Source organism: Desulfoconvexum algidum (assembly GCF_055382125.1).
Window position 1 is genome coordinate 1,131,554 of record NZ_AP042394.1, and the last position, 17,899, is coordinate 1,149,452.

General features: G+C 48.4%; 14 protein-coding genes. 13 read left to right on the top strand and 1 reads right to left on the bottom strand.

Features of this window, described 5'->3' with window-relative positions:
* The first annotated feature begins 11 nt into the window (after positions 1–11).
* The 9 genes from ACZ45G_RS05160 to ACZ45G_RS05200 all read left to right on the top strand — a co-directional run bounded on the left by ACZ45G_RS05160 (position 12) and on the right by ACZ45G_RS05200 (position 10,609).
* Positions 12–470, top strand: a complete 459-nt coding sequence (locus ACZ45G_RS05160) for a cytochrome c3 family protein (protein ID WP_464179877.1) — start codon at positions 12–14, stop codon at positions 468–470.
* A gap of 11 nt (positions 471–481) precedes the next feature.
* Positions 482–1,795 carry a multiheme c-type cytochrome gene (locus tag ACZ45G_RS05165; RefSeq protein WP_464175673.1) on the top strand — a complete coding sequence of 438 codons (1,314 nt, stop codon included), beginning with the start codon at positions 482–484 and terminating at the stop codon, positions 1,793–1,795.
* Positions 1,796–2,052: 257 nt separating this feature from the next.
* Positions 2,053–3,423, top strand: a complete 1,371-nt coding sequence (locus tag ACZ45G_RS05170) for a TolC family protein (protein WP_464175675.1) — start codon at positions 2,053–2,055, stop codon at positions 3,421–3,423.
* Between the two features lie 32 nt (positions 3,424–3,455).
* A complete protein-coding gene (locus ACZ45G_RS05175) occupies positions 3,456–4,517 on the top strand; it encodes an efflux RND transporter periplasmic adaptor subunit (RefSeq protein WP_464175677.1) in 1,062 nt (353 codons plus the stop codon).
* On the top strand, positions 4,514–7,564 hold the full coding sequence (locus ACZ45G_RS05180) for an efflux RND transporter permease subunit (protein ID WP_464175679.1): 3,051 nt from the start codon (positions 4,514–4,516) through the stop codon (positions 7,562–7,564). The genes ACZ45G_RS05175 and ACZ45G_RS05180 overlap by 4 nt, the downstream gene beginning before the upstream one ends.
* Positions 7,565–7,756: 192 nt before the next feature.
* Complete coding sequence (locus tag ACZ45G_RS05185; RefSeq protein ID WP_464175681.1) at positions 7,757–9,166, top strand: acetyl-CoA hydrolase/transferase family protein; 1,410 nt, start codon at positions 7,757–7,759, stop codon at positions 9,164–9,166.
* Positions 9,167–9,281: 115 nt separating this feature from the next.
* A complete protein-coding gene (locus ACZ45G_RS05190; RefSeq protein ID WP_464175683.1) occupies positions 9,282–9,413 on the top strand; it encodes a hypothetical protein in 132 nt (43 codons plus the stop codon).
* Complete coding sequence (locus ACZ45G_RS05195; RefSeq protein ID WP_464175685.1) at positions 9,406–9,741, top strand: hypothetical protein; 336 nt, start codon at positions 9,406–9,408, stop codon at positions 9,739–9,741. The genes ACZ45G_RS05190 and ACZ45G_RS05195 overlap by 8 nt, the downstream gene beginning before the upstream one ends.
* Before the next feature lie 73 nt (positions 9,742–9,814).
* On the top strand, positions 9,815–10,609 hold the full coding sequence (locus ACZ45G_RS05200; protein WP_464175687.1) for a M90 family metallopeptidase: 795 nt from the start codon (positions 9,815–9,817) through the stop codon (positions 10,607–10,609).
* Between the two features lie 66 nt (positions 10,610–10,675).
* Here the strand turns inward: ACZ45G_RS05200 and clcA are convergent, their stop codons facing one another.
* Positions 10,676–11,974 (bottom strand): H(+)/Cl(-) exchange transporter ClcA, encoded by a 1,299-nt coding sequence (gene clcA / locus ACZ45G_RS05205; protein WP_464175689.1) that lies wholly within the window; start codon positions 11,972–11,974, stop codon positions 10,676–10,678.
* 331 nt (positions 11,975–12,305) lie between these two features.
* Between clcA and nhaD the strand changes: the two genes are divergently transcribed.
* The 4 genes from nhaD (at position 12,306) to ltrA (ending at position 17,739) form a co-directional block, all read left to right on the top strand.
* Positions 12,306–14,171: a sodium:proton antiporter NhaD gene (gene nhaD, locus ACZ45G_RS05210; protein ID WP_464175691.1), complete on the top strand. Its 1,866-nt coding sequence runs from the start codon at positions 12,306–12,308 to the stop codon at positions 14,169–14,171.
* Between the two features lie 215 nt (positions 14,172–14,386).
* Positions 14,387–14,881, top strand: a complete 495-nt coding sequence (locus tag ACZ45G_RS05215) for a hypothetical protein (RefSeq protein ID WP_464175693.1) — start codon at positions 14,387–14,389, stop codon at positions 14,879–14,881.
* Positions 14,882–14,977: 96 nt separating this feature from the next.
* Positions 14,978–15,502, top strand: coding sequence for a hypothetical protein (locus tag ACZ45G_RS05220; protein WP_464175695.1), 525 nt, complete (start codon positions 14,978–14,980; stop codon positions 15,500–15,502).
* A gap of 833 nt (positions 15,503–16,335) precedes the next feature.
* Positions 16,336–17,739: a group II intron reverse transcriptase/maturase gene (ltrA, locus tag ACZ45G_RS05225; protein WP_464175697.1), complete on the top strand. Its 1,404-nt coding sequence runs from the start codon at positions 16,336–16,338 to the stop codon at positions 17,737–17,739.
* Positions 17,740–17,899 lie beyond the last annotated feature (160 nt).

A 17,899-nucleotide genomic window follows, 5' to 3' on the forward strand; every position in this document is an offset into this window, starting at 1 on the left:
TAGGACTTGTCATGTCCTTGGGGGCTGCCGAAATGATTGAACTTACATCCGGACAGGAATTTTGTTCCTCATGCCATTCCATGGAGGGGGCAGCGCTCGCTTATAAGGAGAATATTCACGGTGGGAATAATAAAAATGGATTCTCGGCGAAATGCGCAGACTGTCATCTGCCCCACGACAATGCCCTTCATTATGTGACGGCGAAGGCATATACAGGAGCAAAAGATATTTTGGGAGAAATCTTCTGGGCCGATTCGTTTGATTGGATTGATAATTTAAAGCATAAAGAAAACTTTACCTACACCTCTGGTTGTCTCAAATGTCATGACCTTAGTGTCATTCGTTATGATATTCCCAAGGCATACCTGGCGCATAAGGACTTTTTGTCAGGAAAAGTCCCATCCTGTATTAAATGTCATGAGAATGTGGGTCATAAACATATTAAAGATTTTCTGACAAAAAAAAATTAGAGGGAGAAAAAATGTTAAGATTATTGCTGGTGATGGCCTTTACTGTGGGGTCTTTTTCATCTGCTTTTGCAATGGAAAGTGATGTAAGAACTTTAAAGGTTGAACGCGGATTAACCGCCGAGGGGAAAACGTGCATTGAGTGTCATGCGCAAAAACAGCCAGGCATTGTCTCAGACTGGAAGAACAGCCGTCATGGACATGTAAATGTTTCCTGTATTGATTGCCATGGTGTGGATAAGGGGTCTCCAATGGCTTCCCAGAGTTGTCCTGGTGTGAAAGGAACCGATGTCTACATGTCTGTGGTTGTTACCCCAAAGACCTGTGGAAGATGCCATGCTTCAGAGGTTGATCAATTCAGTAAAAGTGGTCATGCCCGCGCAAGTATTCAATACCACTCCCCCGACGGAAGAAATTTCAAAGGTATGACGTCTCTGATTGCCACCCATGAAGGTCAGGGGATAGAGAAATTTAAAAGCACGTCTGATATGTCAGGGTGTATGCAATGTCATGGCTCGGAGCTTAAACTTGGTGCAGACGGTAGGCCAACCAAGGAAACATGGCCGGCAGCCGGTGTCGGAACTACCTATCCTGATGGCTCAGTGGGTAATTGTACGGTCTGTCATACACGGCATAAGTTTAGTATTGCTGAAGCAAGAAAACCAGCAGCATGTGCCTCCTGCCACCTTGGTCCTGATCATCCGGATATTGAAATCTTTAATAATAGTAAACACGGACATATTTATAACTCAGAGGGGAGTACCTGGAATTACGCCAGCGCTCCTGATGCATGGGAACCCGGTGACTATCGCGCACCCACCTGTACTGTTTGTCATATAAGTGGCATCGGAGCCCTTGAGACCACCCATAATATCTCTGAGAGACTCAAATGGAATCTTTGGTTACCCAAGTCCCTTGTTCGAAATTCATCTGATCCTTTGAACCCACTTACCGGAGAAGGTATTGAGGGTCGAGAGAAAATGAAGTCAGTTTGCAGCAATTGTCACAGTACCTTGCATGCTGACAATTTCTTTGAGCAGGCAGATGCCAATGTCGAGTTATACAATGAAGGATACTGGGAGCCGGCATTGGCCATGAAGACGGAACTTGCTGAGAAAAAACTTCTGAAAGCCAATCCCTGGGATGATGAATTTCAAAAGATTCTCTATCACCTCTGGCATCATGAGGGAAGACGAATGAGACAAGGGGGTGCCATGGGTGCACCTGACTATGCCCATTGGCATGGTGTATTTGAAGTTCAGCAGGATCTTTACAAATTAAAGTCAATTTTTGAAAAACGGCTAAAGACAGGTAAAATAGAAGAATAAAATCACTGACAGGGGCTTATCCTTTAAGTCCCTGATCCGGGCCGTTGACAGGTTTTATCACATTTGTTTGTGGTCAAACCTGTTTTGGGTTTATTTGGAGATGCCTTTTTCCAGTCCCATGAAAAAAAAATGGTTTCGTGAGTTGACAAAACAGTTGAACTGAATAGTTTAACCGCTTGTTTAATTTTAACCCTTACCCATGGTTGTGGAAATAAAAGGCCCCTGGACCGCCTGCTAAAAATGAGATGAGAGACCACATGAAATATTATAGTTACACCATTGCTTTTGCCGTTCTGGTTTTCGCCTTGGGCAGTCACTGCTCCGCCTTAGCCGACAGCTCCCCAGCATTGACAGTGGACAGGGCGGTTCAAATCGCCATGGAAAACAGTTTGCCCCGTAAATTGGCAAAGGGGGATGTGGACATTGCCCAGGATCGTGTGGCCCAGGCCCTTTGTGCATTCGGTCCCATGGTGACCCTTGAAAGCGGCATATACCGGTACGACGATCAGCCTACCTTGGTGCAGCTTGAACAGGGGATGGTAGAATTGAACAATGCCCTGTCCACCTTAACATCGGGCCTGGTTTCGACCATGGACATGCCCGACGACAGCCGCACCTATTATGGAATAGCCGTGGAACTGACCCAGCCCCTCTACACGGGCGGCAGGCTGACCGCCGTCAAAAAGATGGCCGAGGCCGCAAGGGACAATGCAAGGTATACCCTGAAAAAAGAGGACCAGGATCTGGCCCTGGCCGTTAAGAAAGCCTATTTCACCGTTCTGCTCACCGAGCAGATGGCCCGTGCCTTGAACGATGCTGTGGCCAGCATGGAAGATCACCTCAAGGAGGCCAAAGTTTACCACAGAATGGAAATCGTGCCGAGACTGGACGTACTCAGGGCCAAAGAAAAGCTGTCCGATTTGAAACAGCAGCAGCTCCTTGCAGCTAACAATTTCACCCTTGCCAGAACCGCCCTCAACTACACCATGGGGGTGGATTTTTCAACCCAGTACACCTTTGGGGGGCAGCCGCCTTTGGACCTTTTTTTAGATGACCTTAACGCCCTTGCACAAGAGGCCCTGGCCCGCCGCCCGGAACTTTCTGCCATGGATGCCAGAATCCAGATGGCCGAAGATCAGGTGGCCCTGGCCCTAAGCGGCCATCTGCCCACGGTGGCCCTTGTGGGCAGTGCCCACCACTTTGAACCTGAAAACATTGCACCCTCTGCCGAGGTGGGGCTTGTGGCCACCCTCAAACTCTACGATTACGGCAGGGTCAGCCATCAGGTGGCCTTGGCCCGCCATGAACTTCAAAAGGCCAAAATTGCTAAAAAGCAGCTTGAGCGGGGCATCCGACTGAAGGTGGAACAAGCATTTCGGAACGCCCAGGCCGCTCGGGAATCCGTAGAGGTGGCCCAAAGTTCCATTGCCACAGCCCAGGAAACCCTGAACGCCGCCCGGACCCGGTACAAAGTGGGCCTGAGCACCTCCCTTGAACGCCTGGACGCCGAGGTCTCCATGACCCGGGCCAGAACCAACCATATCCGTGCCTTGAGCATGTACAATATCTCCGTTTCCAAATTGGAACGGGCCCTTGGAAGGAGTATATTTTTGTGTGCCGATTCTTGAAGAACCCTATTATTGCAGGATGCATCCCTTTTTTGCTGCTGTTTCAACTCTTTGTTGCCGGTTGCAACAATCCCCTGAAGGAAACTATTGCTTCAGTCCCGGCTTCCTTGCCCATCGTCAAGGCCATGACCGTGGGCAGCCTTTTGGACAAACCGTCCCATGTTTATTCCGGCGAGGTGATCGGCCGTTTTGAAATCGGGCTGGCCTTTCGAGTTCCGGGCAAAGTCATTGCCCGCCGTGTGGATGCGGGAAGCGTGGTCAAGGCTGGGGATATCCTGATGCAGGTGGATCCAAGCAATATCAGGCAGGCCGTTGACGCCAGCCGTGCCCAGCTTGCCGCAGCCCAGTCCCAGTTCACCCTGGCAGAGGATCAGCTCCGGCGGTTTAAGGCCCTGTATGAACAAGATTTTATGAGCAAGGCTGAACTGGACCGGTACCAGAACGCTCACGACTCGGCCCTGTCCCTTGTGAAACAGGCCAGGGCCCAGCACACCCAGGCCAGTAATCAGCTTTCTTATTGTAATCTGAAGGCCGATGCCCCGGGGGTGGTGCTGGATGTCCGCGCGGAAGCCGGGCAGGTGGTAGGGGCGGGCCAGCCCGTGGTGATCATGGCCAAAGGGGGGCAAAAGGAAGTCGCCATTGATATCCCGGAAAACCGGATTGCCTTCTTTGCCAGGGGCGCCCGGTTCAAGGTGACCTTTTGGGCCCTGGAAGATGTTGAGGTCCAGGGGCAGGCCAGGGTGATCTCCCCCGTGGCTGACCCTGTTACCCGGACCTACAGGGCTATAATTTCCCTGATCAGCCCCCCACCGGGCATCAGACTGGGCATGACCGCCTCGGTTATTCAGGACGAGGCCGTCCGCGGCAGGCTTTTGATTCCCATTTCAGCCGTTTACCAGACAGCAGAAAATCCAACCGTGTGGGTCATCAAGGAAGATCGGGTCACACAGCGGCAGGTCGTCCTGGGCGACATAGACGGCACCGACCGGATTGAGGTGAAACAGGGGCTTGAACCTGGGGAGAAAATTGTCACTGCAGGCGTTCACAAGCTGTTTTGCGGTGATAAAATCCGTGTTAAAGAGGATGTTCGATGAGCCACTTTAACCTGACCAAGTGGTCCCTCAACCACAGGCAGCTCATCTGGTTTTTCATCATCCTTTCGGCCGTTGCCGGTGTCGTTGCCTATGGGCAGATGGGTCGCATGGAGGACCCGGACTTCACCATCCGGGAGATGGTTGTGGCCGTGGGATGGCCCGGTGCATCGGCTGTTTCCATGGAGCAGCAGGTCACGGACAAGATCGAAAAACGACTCCAGGACACCCCGGGCCTGGACTATCTGGAAAGCTATTCCAGGCCCCAGCAGTCGGTCATATTCGTGCATCTCAAGGAGACCATCAACCCTGAAAAGATCCGCCCCACCTGGCTTGAGGTCCGCAACATGGTCAGCAATATGAAAGACGATCTGCCCCAAGGTATCCGCGGGCCTTATTTCAACGACCGGTTCGATGATGTCTATGGCAATATCTACGCCCTGACCTCTGACGGGTTCTCCTACGAAGAAATTCGGGTACAGGCCGAACAAATCCGTCAGACCCTGCTTCGCATGGAAAGTGTCAAAAAGGTGGAACTTATCGGGGTACAACCCGAAAAAATATTCATCGAGATGGACAGCCAAAAACTGGCCCGGCTGGGCATTGATCCTTTGCTTGCGGCGGCGTTGATCAAAAAACAGAACACCATGACGCCGTCGGGCATGCTTGAAACCGCTGACGACAAGGTATTTTTGCGTGTTACAGGGCTTTTTAACGACCTTTTGGCCCTGGAAAACATGCCGATCCGTGCCCTTGACCGGACCTTCCGCCTGGGGGACATGGCAAAAATCCGACGGGGCTATGCCGACCCGGCCGATCCCAAGATGTACTATAACGGGGCGCCCGCCATCGGTATTGCCGTGTCCATGGAAAAGGGCGGCAACGTCCTGAAACTTGGGCAGGCCCTTGACACAACCTTTTCACGCATGGAAAAGGACCTGCCCCTGGGCTTTTTTATCCATCAGGTGGCCAACCAGCCCCGGGTGGTAAAAGATTCCATTGACGAGTTCGTGAAAACGCTGGCAGAGGCCATCGCCATCATCCTTGTGGTCAGTTTCCTGAGCTTAGGGTTGCGTTCAGGCATGGTGGTGGCACTGTGCATCCCCCTGGTGGTGGCTGCCACTTTCCTGGTTATGAAAATGGCCGGCATTGACCTTCACCGGGTCTCTCTGGGCGCCCTGATTATCTCCCTAGGCCTTTTGGTGGATGACGCCATCATTGCCGTGGAGATGATGTCCGTGAAGTTGGAACAGGGATGGGAAAAGGTAAAGGCCGCAGCCTTTGCCTACACTGTCACGGCCTTTCCCATGCTTGCCGGCACCCTGATCACCTGTGCCGGATTTACCCCCATCGGCTTTTCCAAAGGCATGTCCGCGGAGTTCTGCAAGAGCATCTTTCCGGTCATCACCATTGCCCTGCTCATCTCGTGGGTGGTCTCAATCATGGTTACGCCCTTGTTGGGCTGCTACCTGATCAAATCAAAACCCGAGGGAACAACGGATTCTGAGGACATCTATGACAAGGCCTTTTACCGGGGCTTTAAACGGGTGCTGGTGGGGTGCCTGCACCACAAAACCGTTGTTCTCCTCCTGACCGCAGCCGGGTTTGGATGCGCCGTATATGGGTTCAAATTCGTCAAACACGAATTTTTTCCCAACTCTGTCCGCCCGGAGCTGGTCGTGGAGCTGACCCTTCCCGAAGGGGCGTCCATTGCAGCCACGGACCGTCAGGCACAGGCCTTTGCCAGGGCCATAGCGTCCAGCCCCCACATTGACCATTTTGCCAGCTACGTGGGATTTGGCGCCCCCAGGTTCGTCCTCACCTTTGACCCGGTCCAGCCCCGGTCCAATTTTGCCCAGTTCGTCATCGTGGCCAAGGGACTGGACCAGAGAAAACAGCTTGAAAAGGAAATTTTGGGGATTCTTGACACCTCGTTTCCCATGGTGCGCGGCCATTTAAAGACCCTGCAGCTTGGACCGCCAGAGCCTTACCCCGTCATGCTAAGGGTTTCAGGCCCGGACTACGGCAAGGTCAGGAAGATCGCCCAAAAGGTGGGCCGTGTGATGACGGCAAATCCTCACCTGCGCCATATCAACTTCAACTGGTATGAAAAAACCAAGATATTGCGCTTAAACGTTGATCAGGACAAGGCAAGGGTTTTGGGGATCAACAGCACAGATCTTGCCCTGGCGATCCAGTCCCAGATTTCGGGCATTCCGGTGAGCCAGTTCCGGCAGAACGACAAAACCGTTGAAATTGACCTGCGTCTGGATGCGGCGGACCGCCGGTCGTTGTCGGACATCAAAACTTTGCCCATATATATTGGCCAGGGACGCAGCATCCCCTTAGAGCAGATCGCCTTCATCAGCTTTGGTACTGAAGAGGGGCTGATATGGCGGCGGAATCTCACCCCCACCATCACTGTCCAGGCCGAAACCGTTGCCGGCACCACGGGCAACGATGAAACACTGGCTGTTTACTCGGCTCTCAAACAGGTCAGAAAAGATCTTCCCCAGGGCTATGACATCGACATCGGCGGCATTACCGAACGCAGCCGCCAGGCCACAGCCTTTATTCTTGCCATGGCCCCGGCCATGTTCATGATCATTGTCATCATTCTGATGATCCAGCTTCAGGATATCTCAGGTGTAATTTTGACTCTGTTGACGGCGCCCTTAGGTATCATTGGGGTCATAGCCTCGCTTCTGACCTTTCACATGCCCATGGGATTTCTGGCCCAGTTAGGCATTCTGGCGCTGTCCGGCATCATTATCCGTAACTCGGTCATCCTCATGGACCAGATTCACCGGCAGCTCAGGGCCGGGGAGACCCGCTACCATGCCGTCATCAATGCGGCCGTGCTGCGCTTCCGCCCCATCATGCTAACGGCCGCGGCCGCCATTTTAGGGATGCTCCCACTGGCCCTGGATCAATTCTGGGGTCCCATGGCCGTATCCATTGGCGGCGGGCTTTTCGGTGCCACCATCCTGACCCTTCTGGTGCTGCCCTGCATGTATGCCGCCTGGTACCGGGTCAAGGCCGAGGATTGATCACTAACCCCTGGCCTTGATCTGTCTGGAAAATTCCATCTTGCTCCATTTTATTTTCCGCTATATACTGAAAATCAGAATGCTATGTAATGAAATCAAAATCGATCATGAACCCCCCATAAAAAAATCAAGCCTGTTTTGTCATAAATTATGCGTAGTCTTGCATTCTGAAAAACAGACAAGAGGAATCATATGAACAGACCACCCGCCATCATAAAATTAAAAGAGATCGGTGAGAAAATCATGGAACACCTGGGAAACCGGGAAAACATCAATTGCTATATCGGATCCAATTCCGCCACCCCCACCGCCAGCATTGAGGCATTAACCGATTTTATTAAAAATGATGCTGGGCAACTTCCCTTCATGAAGATGATCCATATCCTGCTTCAAGGACCGGTTCCCTATGTGGAAGAGGGGCTCCAGGACCGCATAAAGGCCTATTCCATCTTTTCCGTGGGGGATGTCAGACGAGCCGCCGATGAAGGCCGTGCCTATTACCTGCCCTGTACCCTTGGCAATATGGACCGACTCATGGGCAAAGGATGTGGATATGAAATTGACCTGGTGATCATGAAGGTGAGAAAAAACGACCAAACCGGTGAGTACAGCATGGGACTTTCTGTGGATGCCATCCACGCCGCCCTTGAGACTGCCACCCTTGTCATTGCCGAACTGGATCCGTCCATGCCCTTTACCCAGGGACAAAGCGTCATCTCAGCCCAGGATATTGACTATTTGATTGAAAAGGATATCCAGCCGGTCTATACATTTGATGCGCCTGATTTTGAAAATCTTGGCAATGAAGAACGCCGCATCGGAGAGATGATCACCGAACACTTTTTAGAGGATGGCATGACCCTCCAGGTGGGCCTGGGCAAAATTCCCGACGCTGTGGTGGGGACCATTGCCACCTCGGGCTACAAAAACCTGGGGACCCAGACTGAACTCTATGGGGATGGCCTCATGTATCTTCAGAAAAAAGGGATCATCACCAACAAGGCCAAGAAAATAAATACAGGCTATAGTACCACCAGCCTGATCATGGGCTCCCAGGACCTCTATGACTATGTGAATATGCGATCCCAGGTCCAGATGCGGCCGTGCATGTATACCAACTCCGCCCTGAAAATTCAGGCCTGCGGCCCCTTCCTTTCCGTCAACACCGCCATTGGGGTAGATTTGAGCGGCAATGTCTGGGCAGATTTTATCGACCCCTCACGGTATTACGGCGGGGTGGGCGGGCAACCTGACTTTGTCAGAGCCCTGAGTCATAAACGATACGGCACTCCCATCATTGCCATGAAAAGCATTACCAACCGAGGTAAATCAAAAATCGTTCCGGCCTGTCCTTCGGGCATCACCCTGACCGCGTCTGCCTACGACGGGGTGGTGATTGTGACCGAATACGGTATCGCTGATTTAAGGGATCTGCCCACCGGCTTCAAGGGGCTTGCCATTGCCAGTATTTCCCACCCGGATCACAGAGAACAGCTGTTGAAAACCATCTTTGATGACCCGAGAATGACCAAACCCAAGGGCTTTTCCCTGGACAAAATTCCGCCGGGGGTTACCCTGTACCAGGGAAAAATTTCGATTTAACCCATGGAGAAAAGAGAGCGCCTGTTTTTCCTGTACATCCCCCAAAATACCTTCGTACACCCGTCCAAAGGTATTTTGGGGGATTTTTTGGCTTGGCGGGAACTTACTTTGGCGAATGAACGACTTTTTGGGGACCATCCATCTGATTCAGGCTGCGAGAACGGTTGATTCCCTTGCCCGGGATATTGATTATCTTCTGTGCGTGCATCTTTTCTGGTGGAAGGTGATCAACTCCAAAAATGGTTAAATCGCCCTCATGGGTCAGTATCTCCGCACCGACATGGGTGTCGATCAGTGTTGTGATTTTGTATGTACTATTTGCAATAATTACCGTTGGTTCTGTTTCCTTCGATAAAATCGGAGAGGCACAGGAGTATGTATTGGCTGTGGCTTCCGATCCTATGCTGGGCAAAATTGGATTTACAATCATTAGTATCACAGCATTAATTGCACTTTTGTTTCAACAATACACAACTAACCTTTTGGGAGTAATTGTAGTTGTCGCAATTTTTATTCTTGCCTATGGATTTGAATATTTCTTTAAGCGATGGGAAAAAAAACAATTAAAAAATTAATTGTCATGATACTAATATTAGTACCCCATAAAGATTAACGCTTCTTTTTAGTAAAAATAAAGGAAATTACATAATGTTTCGTTGGATAGCTGATCATCGTCGAAAAAAAATTCTTGAAAAAGATTTTCCTGCAGAATGGAGATTGACCCTTCAAAAACATGTCCTGCATTATCTGTTTTTAAATGATGAAGAACGCATTCATCTTGAACAATTGGTCCAGGTGTTTGCAGAAGAAAAAATATTTACGGGTTGTAACGGACTTGAAGTCACAGATGAAATCCGTGTTGTGATCTCAGCTGAAGCGTGCATGCTGCTGCTTGGGCTGCCCCATGATTTATATAGAAATTTGCACACAATTTTTGTTTATCCATCAACCGTGGTTGTGCCGGAGGCAAGGCAAAGTATGTTTTCTACCGCTCCTTTTCTTGTCAGATCTGAAGTGGCTATTTCTGGCCAGGCATTTAAACGGGGTCCTGTCATTCTTGTTTGGGATGCGGTCAAAAAAGGAGCCCGCCATCCTGAAAACGGTCATAACGTCGTTTACCATGAGTTTTCACATATTCTTGATATGCTTGACGGACATGCCGATGGTGTCCCCGCTCTCCATGATAAAAAATCATACGAATCCTGGTCAAGGGTGTGCTCAAGGGAATTTAATTCATTAATTGAAAAATCACAAAAGGGGAAACCTACATTCCTTGATCCCTACGGGGCTACGAATGAAGCTGAGTTTTTTGCCGTGGCAACTGAATATTTTTTTGATAAACCCCTTAAAATGAAAAAAAATCATAAAGAGCTATATGATATTCTTGCAGGTTTTTATAATCAGGATACTGCTGCAAGGGAAAAGAACCACCGATTAAAATAATAGAAAAACGGGCACAAAGGGCCATTTCTATGCCCTTGATATTTTGGACTGATAAGGGAATCCTTTTTATGGATTTTTTGAATCCATTGGATTCACCGAGTCCACCGATCCCGCTTTTGCCAACTGAGAGTAAATCGGTTTCCCCCCCAAACGATTTGCCACAAGACTTGCACTGAGGCATGTCACCATCAGGGGAAGGATCAGTTCATAGCTTCGGGTCATTTCCACAACGAGAATAATACCGGTAATGGGAGCCTGCACTGTGGCAGCAAACAAAGCGCCCATGCCGCCAATGGCGAATATCCCGGGATGTTCAACCAAAGCAGGGAAAAACGCCACGGCAAACTGACCGTACCAAAGCCCCAGGAATGTCCCTATCGCTAACATGGGTGCAAAAATACCACCCGGGGTGCCAATGGCATATGAAAAAATTGTAAACAAAAAACGAAGAAAAAATAAAGCCAGTAAAATTATTGTACTGAACTCATGGTGCAAAGCAAGCTCAAGGGCCGCATGACCACCACCTACCGCACTGGGCAGGAAACATCCGACAATTGTAATAGTTAAAGCAATAATAAGGGCAAGCAGATATGGTTTGAGTCCTTTTTGCTTTTTACTGAACAGGACCCCTTTAAGCATAAGATTATTAAACAAGGTGCCAAGCAGCCCAAAAATCACGCCAAGAATTGCAAATAGCGGCAAGGTTGCAAGTTTAGGAGCTTGAAAAGAGGCATTTAGGATGTCTGGTTGATGGCCATTTAAAATTTGCACCACTGTGACGGATATACAACTGGCAAATATTACAGCCATAAGGGATTGAAAATTATATTCGAAATGGTCCCGCATCTCTTCTGTAACAAAAATGAGCCCGGCAAGGGGAGCATTAAAAGCAGCGGCAAGCCCGGCAGCAGCCCCTGCTGCCACCAGAACATGATGCTGAAATCTATCATGGGGTGTTCCAACCATATCACCAAAGGCGCTTCCCATATGAATTGTCGGCCCTTCCCTGCCAAGGACAAGGCCGGAACCTATGGCCAGAACCCCTCCGATAAATTTAACAGGAAGAATTCGCTGCCAATGGATTTTTTTATTTTCTTTTAAAGTGATTTCAACCTGTGGAATCCCGGAACCTGCTGCCTCCGGTGCAAATTTTCGAACCAGAAAAACAGAAAGAACAACGGCAACACAAGTCAACACGATGAAAAGAAGCAGCAAGCCCATGGATCCGTCAATATTATTAACAAAGGTTTTTCGCCAGCTATCTGCTTGGTTAATACAAGTATGAAATAGAGCCCCGACCAAACCGGAAAGAAGGCCGACCAATCCACTTTTAAAAATTAATATGTTTGAAAATTTTCTATTCATATCTGGTTTCATCATTCATCGCGCAGGTTGCCCGCTTATCTTTTCATCTTTTTTTCTAAAGGATAATTTTCCACCCGTGGTTTGTATGATCAAAACTTCTTTTTTGTCAAGAAAAGTATGAAAGATTATTAGAATGGAGCAGATTTTGAGTATCGCTCACAGGTGATCTCACAAGCCAACTTTAAAAAAAAATCAATACCATTTATCAAAAATTGGAATTTGAGCGTCAGCGAGTTTTGCCTGAACTAAAAGTGTTGCTTTTTTATAAAATATCGAATAAACAGCACTGCTGGTTTACCAGGGGAGCTGGAATTGAAAAGGAAGTCTGAATATGAAAAAAGTGTTTTGTCTGTTGCCTGGCCTTTTGGCTATCCCGGTTCTGGCCTTGGCCTCGACCGGAATGCCTGGCCCATCTGAACTGATCGATTTTACAGGAACCATTTATGGATACCTGGGCATCGGGTTTTTTGTGGCAGCTTATCTTCTGGTGCCCCTTGAGAATATTATTCATCTTCGCAAGAGCAAGCCTGTGCTCCTTGCTGCCGGCATTATCTGGATTCTGGTGGCCCTTGCCTATATCAGTATTGGGGATATCCATACGGCCCACGAAGCGATCAAGGACAGTCTGCTTGAGTATGCAGAGTTGTTGCTTTTTTTGCTATCCGCCATGACTTACATCAACGCCATGGAGGAGCGGATGGTCTTTCAGGCCTTGAGGGCTTTTCTGGTGTCAAAGGGATTCTCCCTGCGGGTTCTGTTCTGGATCACGGGATTGCTGGCTTTTGTGATCTCTCCTGTGGCCGATAACCTTACCACAGCACTTCTCATGGGTGCGGTAATCATGTCCGTTGGCGGTGACAACAAGAAATTTGTTGCCCTGTCATGTATCAATATCGTTATTGCGGCCAATGCCGGAGGTGCTTACTCGCCGTTTGGAGACATCACGACCCTGATGGTGTGGCAGAATGGAAAGGTGAATTTTTTCCAATTTTTTGATCTTTTTCTTCCCGCCCTTAGCAATTGGCTGGTGCCTGCCATATGCATGAGCTTTGCCGTTGATAAGACGTCTCCAAAGGTGCTGAACGAAAAGGTTGAAATGAAATACGGTGCCAGGGTTATGATAGGCCTTTTTCTTTTGACCATTATCACGGCCGTCAGCTTTTATAATTTTCTCCACCTTCCCCCTGCAGCCGGCATGATGCTGGGCCTTGGATATCTGGGCTTTTTCAGTTACCACATCAAGCGCAAAGAGGGAAGAATATTTTATTATGATAACATTCTGGGTGCCAGGAAAAAGAGCACGATCAAGGTCTCCTTGTCTATTCTTCAGGATAAAACCCATGCCCAGATCACGGAGATCATTAACGACCTTCCAACCCCTGCCTTTATCCTGAATAAGGAGCATGTAATCACCCACTGGAACTCTGCCATGGAGGCTTTGACCGGCGTTTCTGCTAAGGATAAGATTGGAACAAGGGATCAGTGGAAATCCTTTTATCCCCAAGAACGTCTACTTCTTGCAGATATGGTTTTGGAAAGCGGATCAAAAAAGCGGATCAACAAGTTTTACCACGGGAAAAACTTGCCCAACAAGTTCCTTGACTCTGCCTATGAGGTGTCGGATTTTGACCCGTCCCTTGGAGAGAAGGGGAGATGGCTCTATTTTGCTTCAGCTCCTCTCAAGGATGAAAATGGCCAGGTGGCAGGGGTTATCGAAATCATCGAGGATATGGACGAGGGCCAGGAGACAAAGACCTTTTTTGACATCATGGAGAGCATCTCCAGGGCAGAGTGGGACACCCTACTTTTTTTTTACGGGGTGACCCTTTGTGTTGGCGGCCTTGGCCAATTTGGTTATCTTGGCCTGGTCTCCACCTTTATGTACGGAGACCTCGGTCCCACAGCCGCAAACATCATTGTGGGGGGGCTCTCGGCCGTTGTTGACAATATTCCGGTGATGTTTGCCGTCCTCAAAATGAATCCTGCCATGTCCCATGGCCAGTGGCTCCTGGTGACCCTGACGGCCGGTGTGGGCGGAAGTCTTCTTTCCATAGGATCTGCTGCAGGTGTCGCCCTGATGGGAAGCGCCAGGGGGATCTATACCTTTGGTGCCCATTTTAAATGGATGCCGGTTATAATGCTTGGCTATGCGGCCAGCATTCTGGTTCACCTTTTCATTAATTCACACCTGATGTAGACAATGGGTTTATTTTCCCTGCTGTTTGTTTTTTTTATATCTGACCTTGTGATGGGACCGTAAGCCAGGGAAGCCAGATTAAAACCGGTATCGAAAGTGCGGTTGAAATTATATTTGAAGATGGCGCCTATTACTGCCAGGCCAGCAGTATTGACAGTGACGGCCTGGAAGGTCTGCCGTCAAAAGCGGCGGCGTTTCGAATACGGGTGAATTCATTGCCCCCGTTTATTCAGAAACCATTGGAAGGTGAGGAGTTTAGAAAAAAAACCGTTGCACTTGAGTGGTTGAATGTGCCGGATGCAGTCGCATACCAGGTGCAAGTGTCCGCAGATCCTGATTTTAGGTCTGTTCAGATGGCGTTTGATCAAATAAGTGACGCTTATCCGTATCTTTTCCTGAAACACCTTGTCGAGAACCTTTCTATTTTGACGGACGGCCAGGAATGGAGTTTTTACCTTCCTGGTGAACAGGGCAGATATGATGAACGAAGGGTGTATAAAATTGATCTTTTAGAACTGGATATTTCAGAACTTGCCGAAAAAGATGGTATCTTTCAAAGGACAGAACAGACCTTTACCCGGGACGGCCGGACCTGGTTGAGCAGTTCTCGGTTGAAGTGGTGCCTGGCTTTTGGCTGGGTACCAACTACAGCCGGAAAAATATCCAGGATATTATCAATCTCGCACTGGAAGTGGCTGGTCCGCAGTTAAGGGATGTGATACAAGCACAAGGGAAATGATCCCGGCTTTATCCGCCCCAACTCAACCCTTTCCACGGATGAGTTTGCAGGTACAAGTTTTGATTTCATGCTCTCCAACCCGCCCTATGGGAAAAGCTGGGCCAGTGAACAGAAATTTATCAAGGATGGGGCCAACGTCATTGATCCGCGGTTTAAGGTCACCCTTAAAGATTATTGGTGCCAGCCCCAGGATGCGGATGCCGCACCCAGATCCAGCGACGGCCAGCTCCTGTTCTTAATGGAAATGGTCAGCAAGATGAAGACACCGGATATAGTCAGTCCAGCATATTATGTCTTTTCCTTCATTAAAGAAATTATTCCCAATTACTTTAGTATTGCAATACGCAGTAGACTTTATATTTCGTTCTTTGGGAGTGCATCAGATGGTGTTCGCATTGGACAATGGGATTTGTCCAAAACAAGAATGAAGTCTATTCCATTTTTAGTACCATCCCCTGAAGAACAAACCGCCATCGCAAATTTCCTCGACTGCAAAACCACAAAAATCGACCAGGCCATTGCCATCAGGGAAAAGCAGATCCAGCTTCTCAAAGAGCGCAAACAGATCCTGATTCAGACTGCTATCCGCTGAAAACAGTATTGCAGAACAAAAATTGGTTCAAAACGATCAAAAACTAAAAATCTGGATAGGTGGGTTGCCCAATAGTGAAAAAGATACAATTATTTTTCGGCTAAGGAATAAAAATTCAATTACATTTGCGTCAAGCTAAGCCCGGAACATCGGGAAAGGAGGAAATAAACTCTTTGAAATTTGTTATTGTTACCCAGTGGGTGTAAGTCCCACTTGATCAAAGCTTAGTCAGCAGATCAATAGGAAGGTCCGAGGGTAAGCCCGGCAACGGGAGTCCTGAGCCGGACTGGATCAAGAATGTAGGCCCTGTATTGAGCTTCGAAAAGAATTTTATTGTGGTCAATGGATAAATTCTGATTTTTTTCAAATAAAATGAAGAATGAAAGCCGACGTTTTATATATGATGGAAGGCAGCAGTCCTCTGAGCGCTATGACAAGCAAGGCGGACACCACCGTAGTCCCAGACCAGGGCATGTATTCAAAGGGGTAACTCGGGAACTTGAGAGAGCCCAAAGTTTCCCTGTACAATGAAGGTTTAGGAAAGCCTTAATCAAAATTTTCCCGGTATTCAAGGCGATTGTTCAACACCCCTTGAATAAGTCTAAAAGTCATCCTCGGGATGCCTTTTGGAATCACAAACAAGTTGAACATGCATGGTATCAGGGGCGGAAAGTGAACAGCGAACAAACCTGAGATGGACTTTGGGCAGTCTTAGCGGATCATAGTACCGATGATCAGAGTACTGTACCTGATCGAGAAGGTGGGGAAGTGACGTCCAAGCGACCCACTGTAGGGAAGGAGAAGTTGGGCATAACGTAAGTATGGAAGGAATTATGGGAGATACGCAGAGATCACAAACCATATCAACGCAAAACCGTACAATTGAGAAACAGGTCACTCACAGAACAAATAGTGCCAACTCTGGCTCTGAAAGTAAGGGCAGTCCACCTATATTGGTGGGAGATGCATCTCTGAGCGGGATTGCTATACTGGCAAGGAAACATCCGGAAATGACTTTTACGTCACTGGCTCACAGACTTGATCTGGCTATGTTGCATGAAGCATTCCGCAGGGTCAAGAAAAGTAGTGCAGCAGGTGTGGACAAGGTAACGGCATTAAGCTATGCAGTTGACCTTGATCAAAACCTCTATAATCTACATCAGCGATTGTGCAGAGGTCAATACGCTGCAACACCTGTAAAACGAATCTGGATAGAAAAGGAAAACGGCAAACAGAGACCGATCGGTATTCCTGCTTTTGAGGATAAAGTAGCTCAAAAAGCAGTGGAAATGATACTTAGCGTGATCTATGAGCCAAATTTTTATAACTTTTCTCATGGATTTCGTGCCGGACACAATCAACACATGGCAATTAAGGAGTTACGGGAAGAGTGCATAAGGACAAACACTAATTGGATATTGAGTGCAGATATTACAGGGCTATTTGACAACATTGATCATGGCTATTTGAGAGACTTTCTTAAGTTGCGGGTCAATGATGGTGGGATAATACGTCTGATAGGAAAATGGTTAAAAGCTGGTGTTATGGAAGAGGGAAGACTCTACCGATCAGATACCGGCACTCCACAGGGAGGTGTGATTTCTCCTGTATTGAGTAACATTTTTCTTCATTACGTGCTGGATGATTGGTACGTTCGCGAAGTACAACCGAGGATGAAAGCGCGTAGTTTTTTGATCAGGTTTGCAGATGATTTCATAGCAGGTTTTGAATTGGAATCTGATGCAAGAAGGGCTTTAGAAGCAATGAGGAAAAGGTTTGACCGGTATGGCCTGGAACTCCATCCAGACAAGACAAAGCTATTACGCTTTGCTCGACCGGGTAAGAAGAATGATCAGGTTGAAAAGTCGGGTACATTTGACTTTCTGGGATTCACCTTTTACTTGGGAATGTCACGTCGGGGTTATTGGGTAATTATGAAGAAAACAGCCAGCAAACGTCTTCATCGTTTCAAAAAAGGTGTATGGGAATGGTGTAAAAAGAATCGGCATAAATCCTTGAAAGCGCAGTATAAAACCCTATGTAGCAAGTTGAGGGGATACTACCAGTATTTTGGAGTAATTAGCAATTTCAAGGCTATTGCAAATGCACATTACAGCACACTGAGAGCCTGGAGGTACTGGCTGTGTCAACGGTCTCAAAAAGGGAAAGTCCAATATGAAGATCTTTCAGCGCAGTACCCATTACCTAAACCACGAATAGTTCATAAAATGTATTAGCCTGGTGGACAGCAAAGTTATGCGCCATATGGGGAAACCTGTTTGGCTTTCGGCTTGGTGAAAAGAGTCGGAACTGAGGAACCGTATGCGGGAATTCCGCTCGTACGGCTCTGTGGGGGGGGGCGCCGGGTAACCGGTGCTTCTACCCGGAGATCAAAAT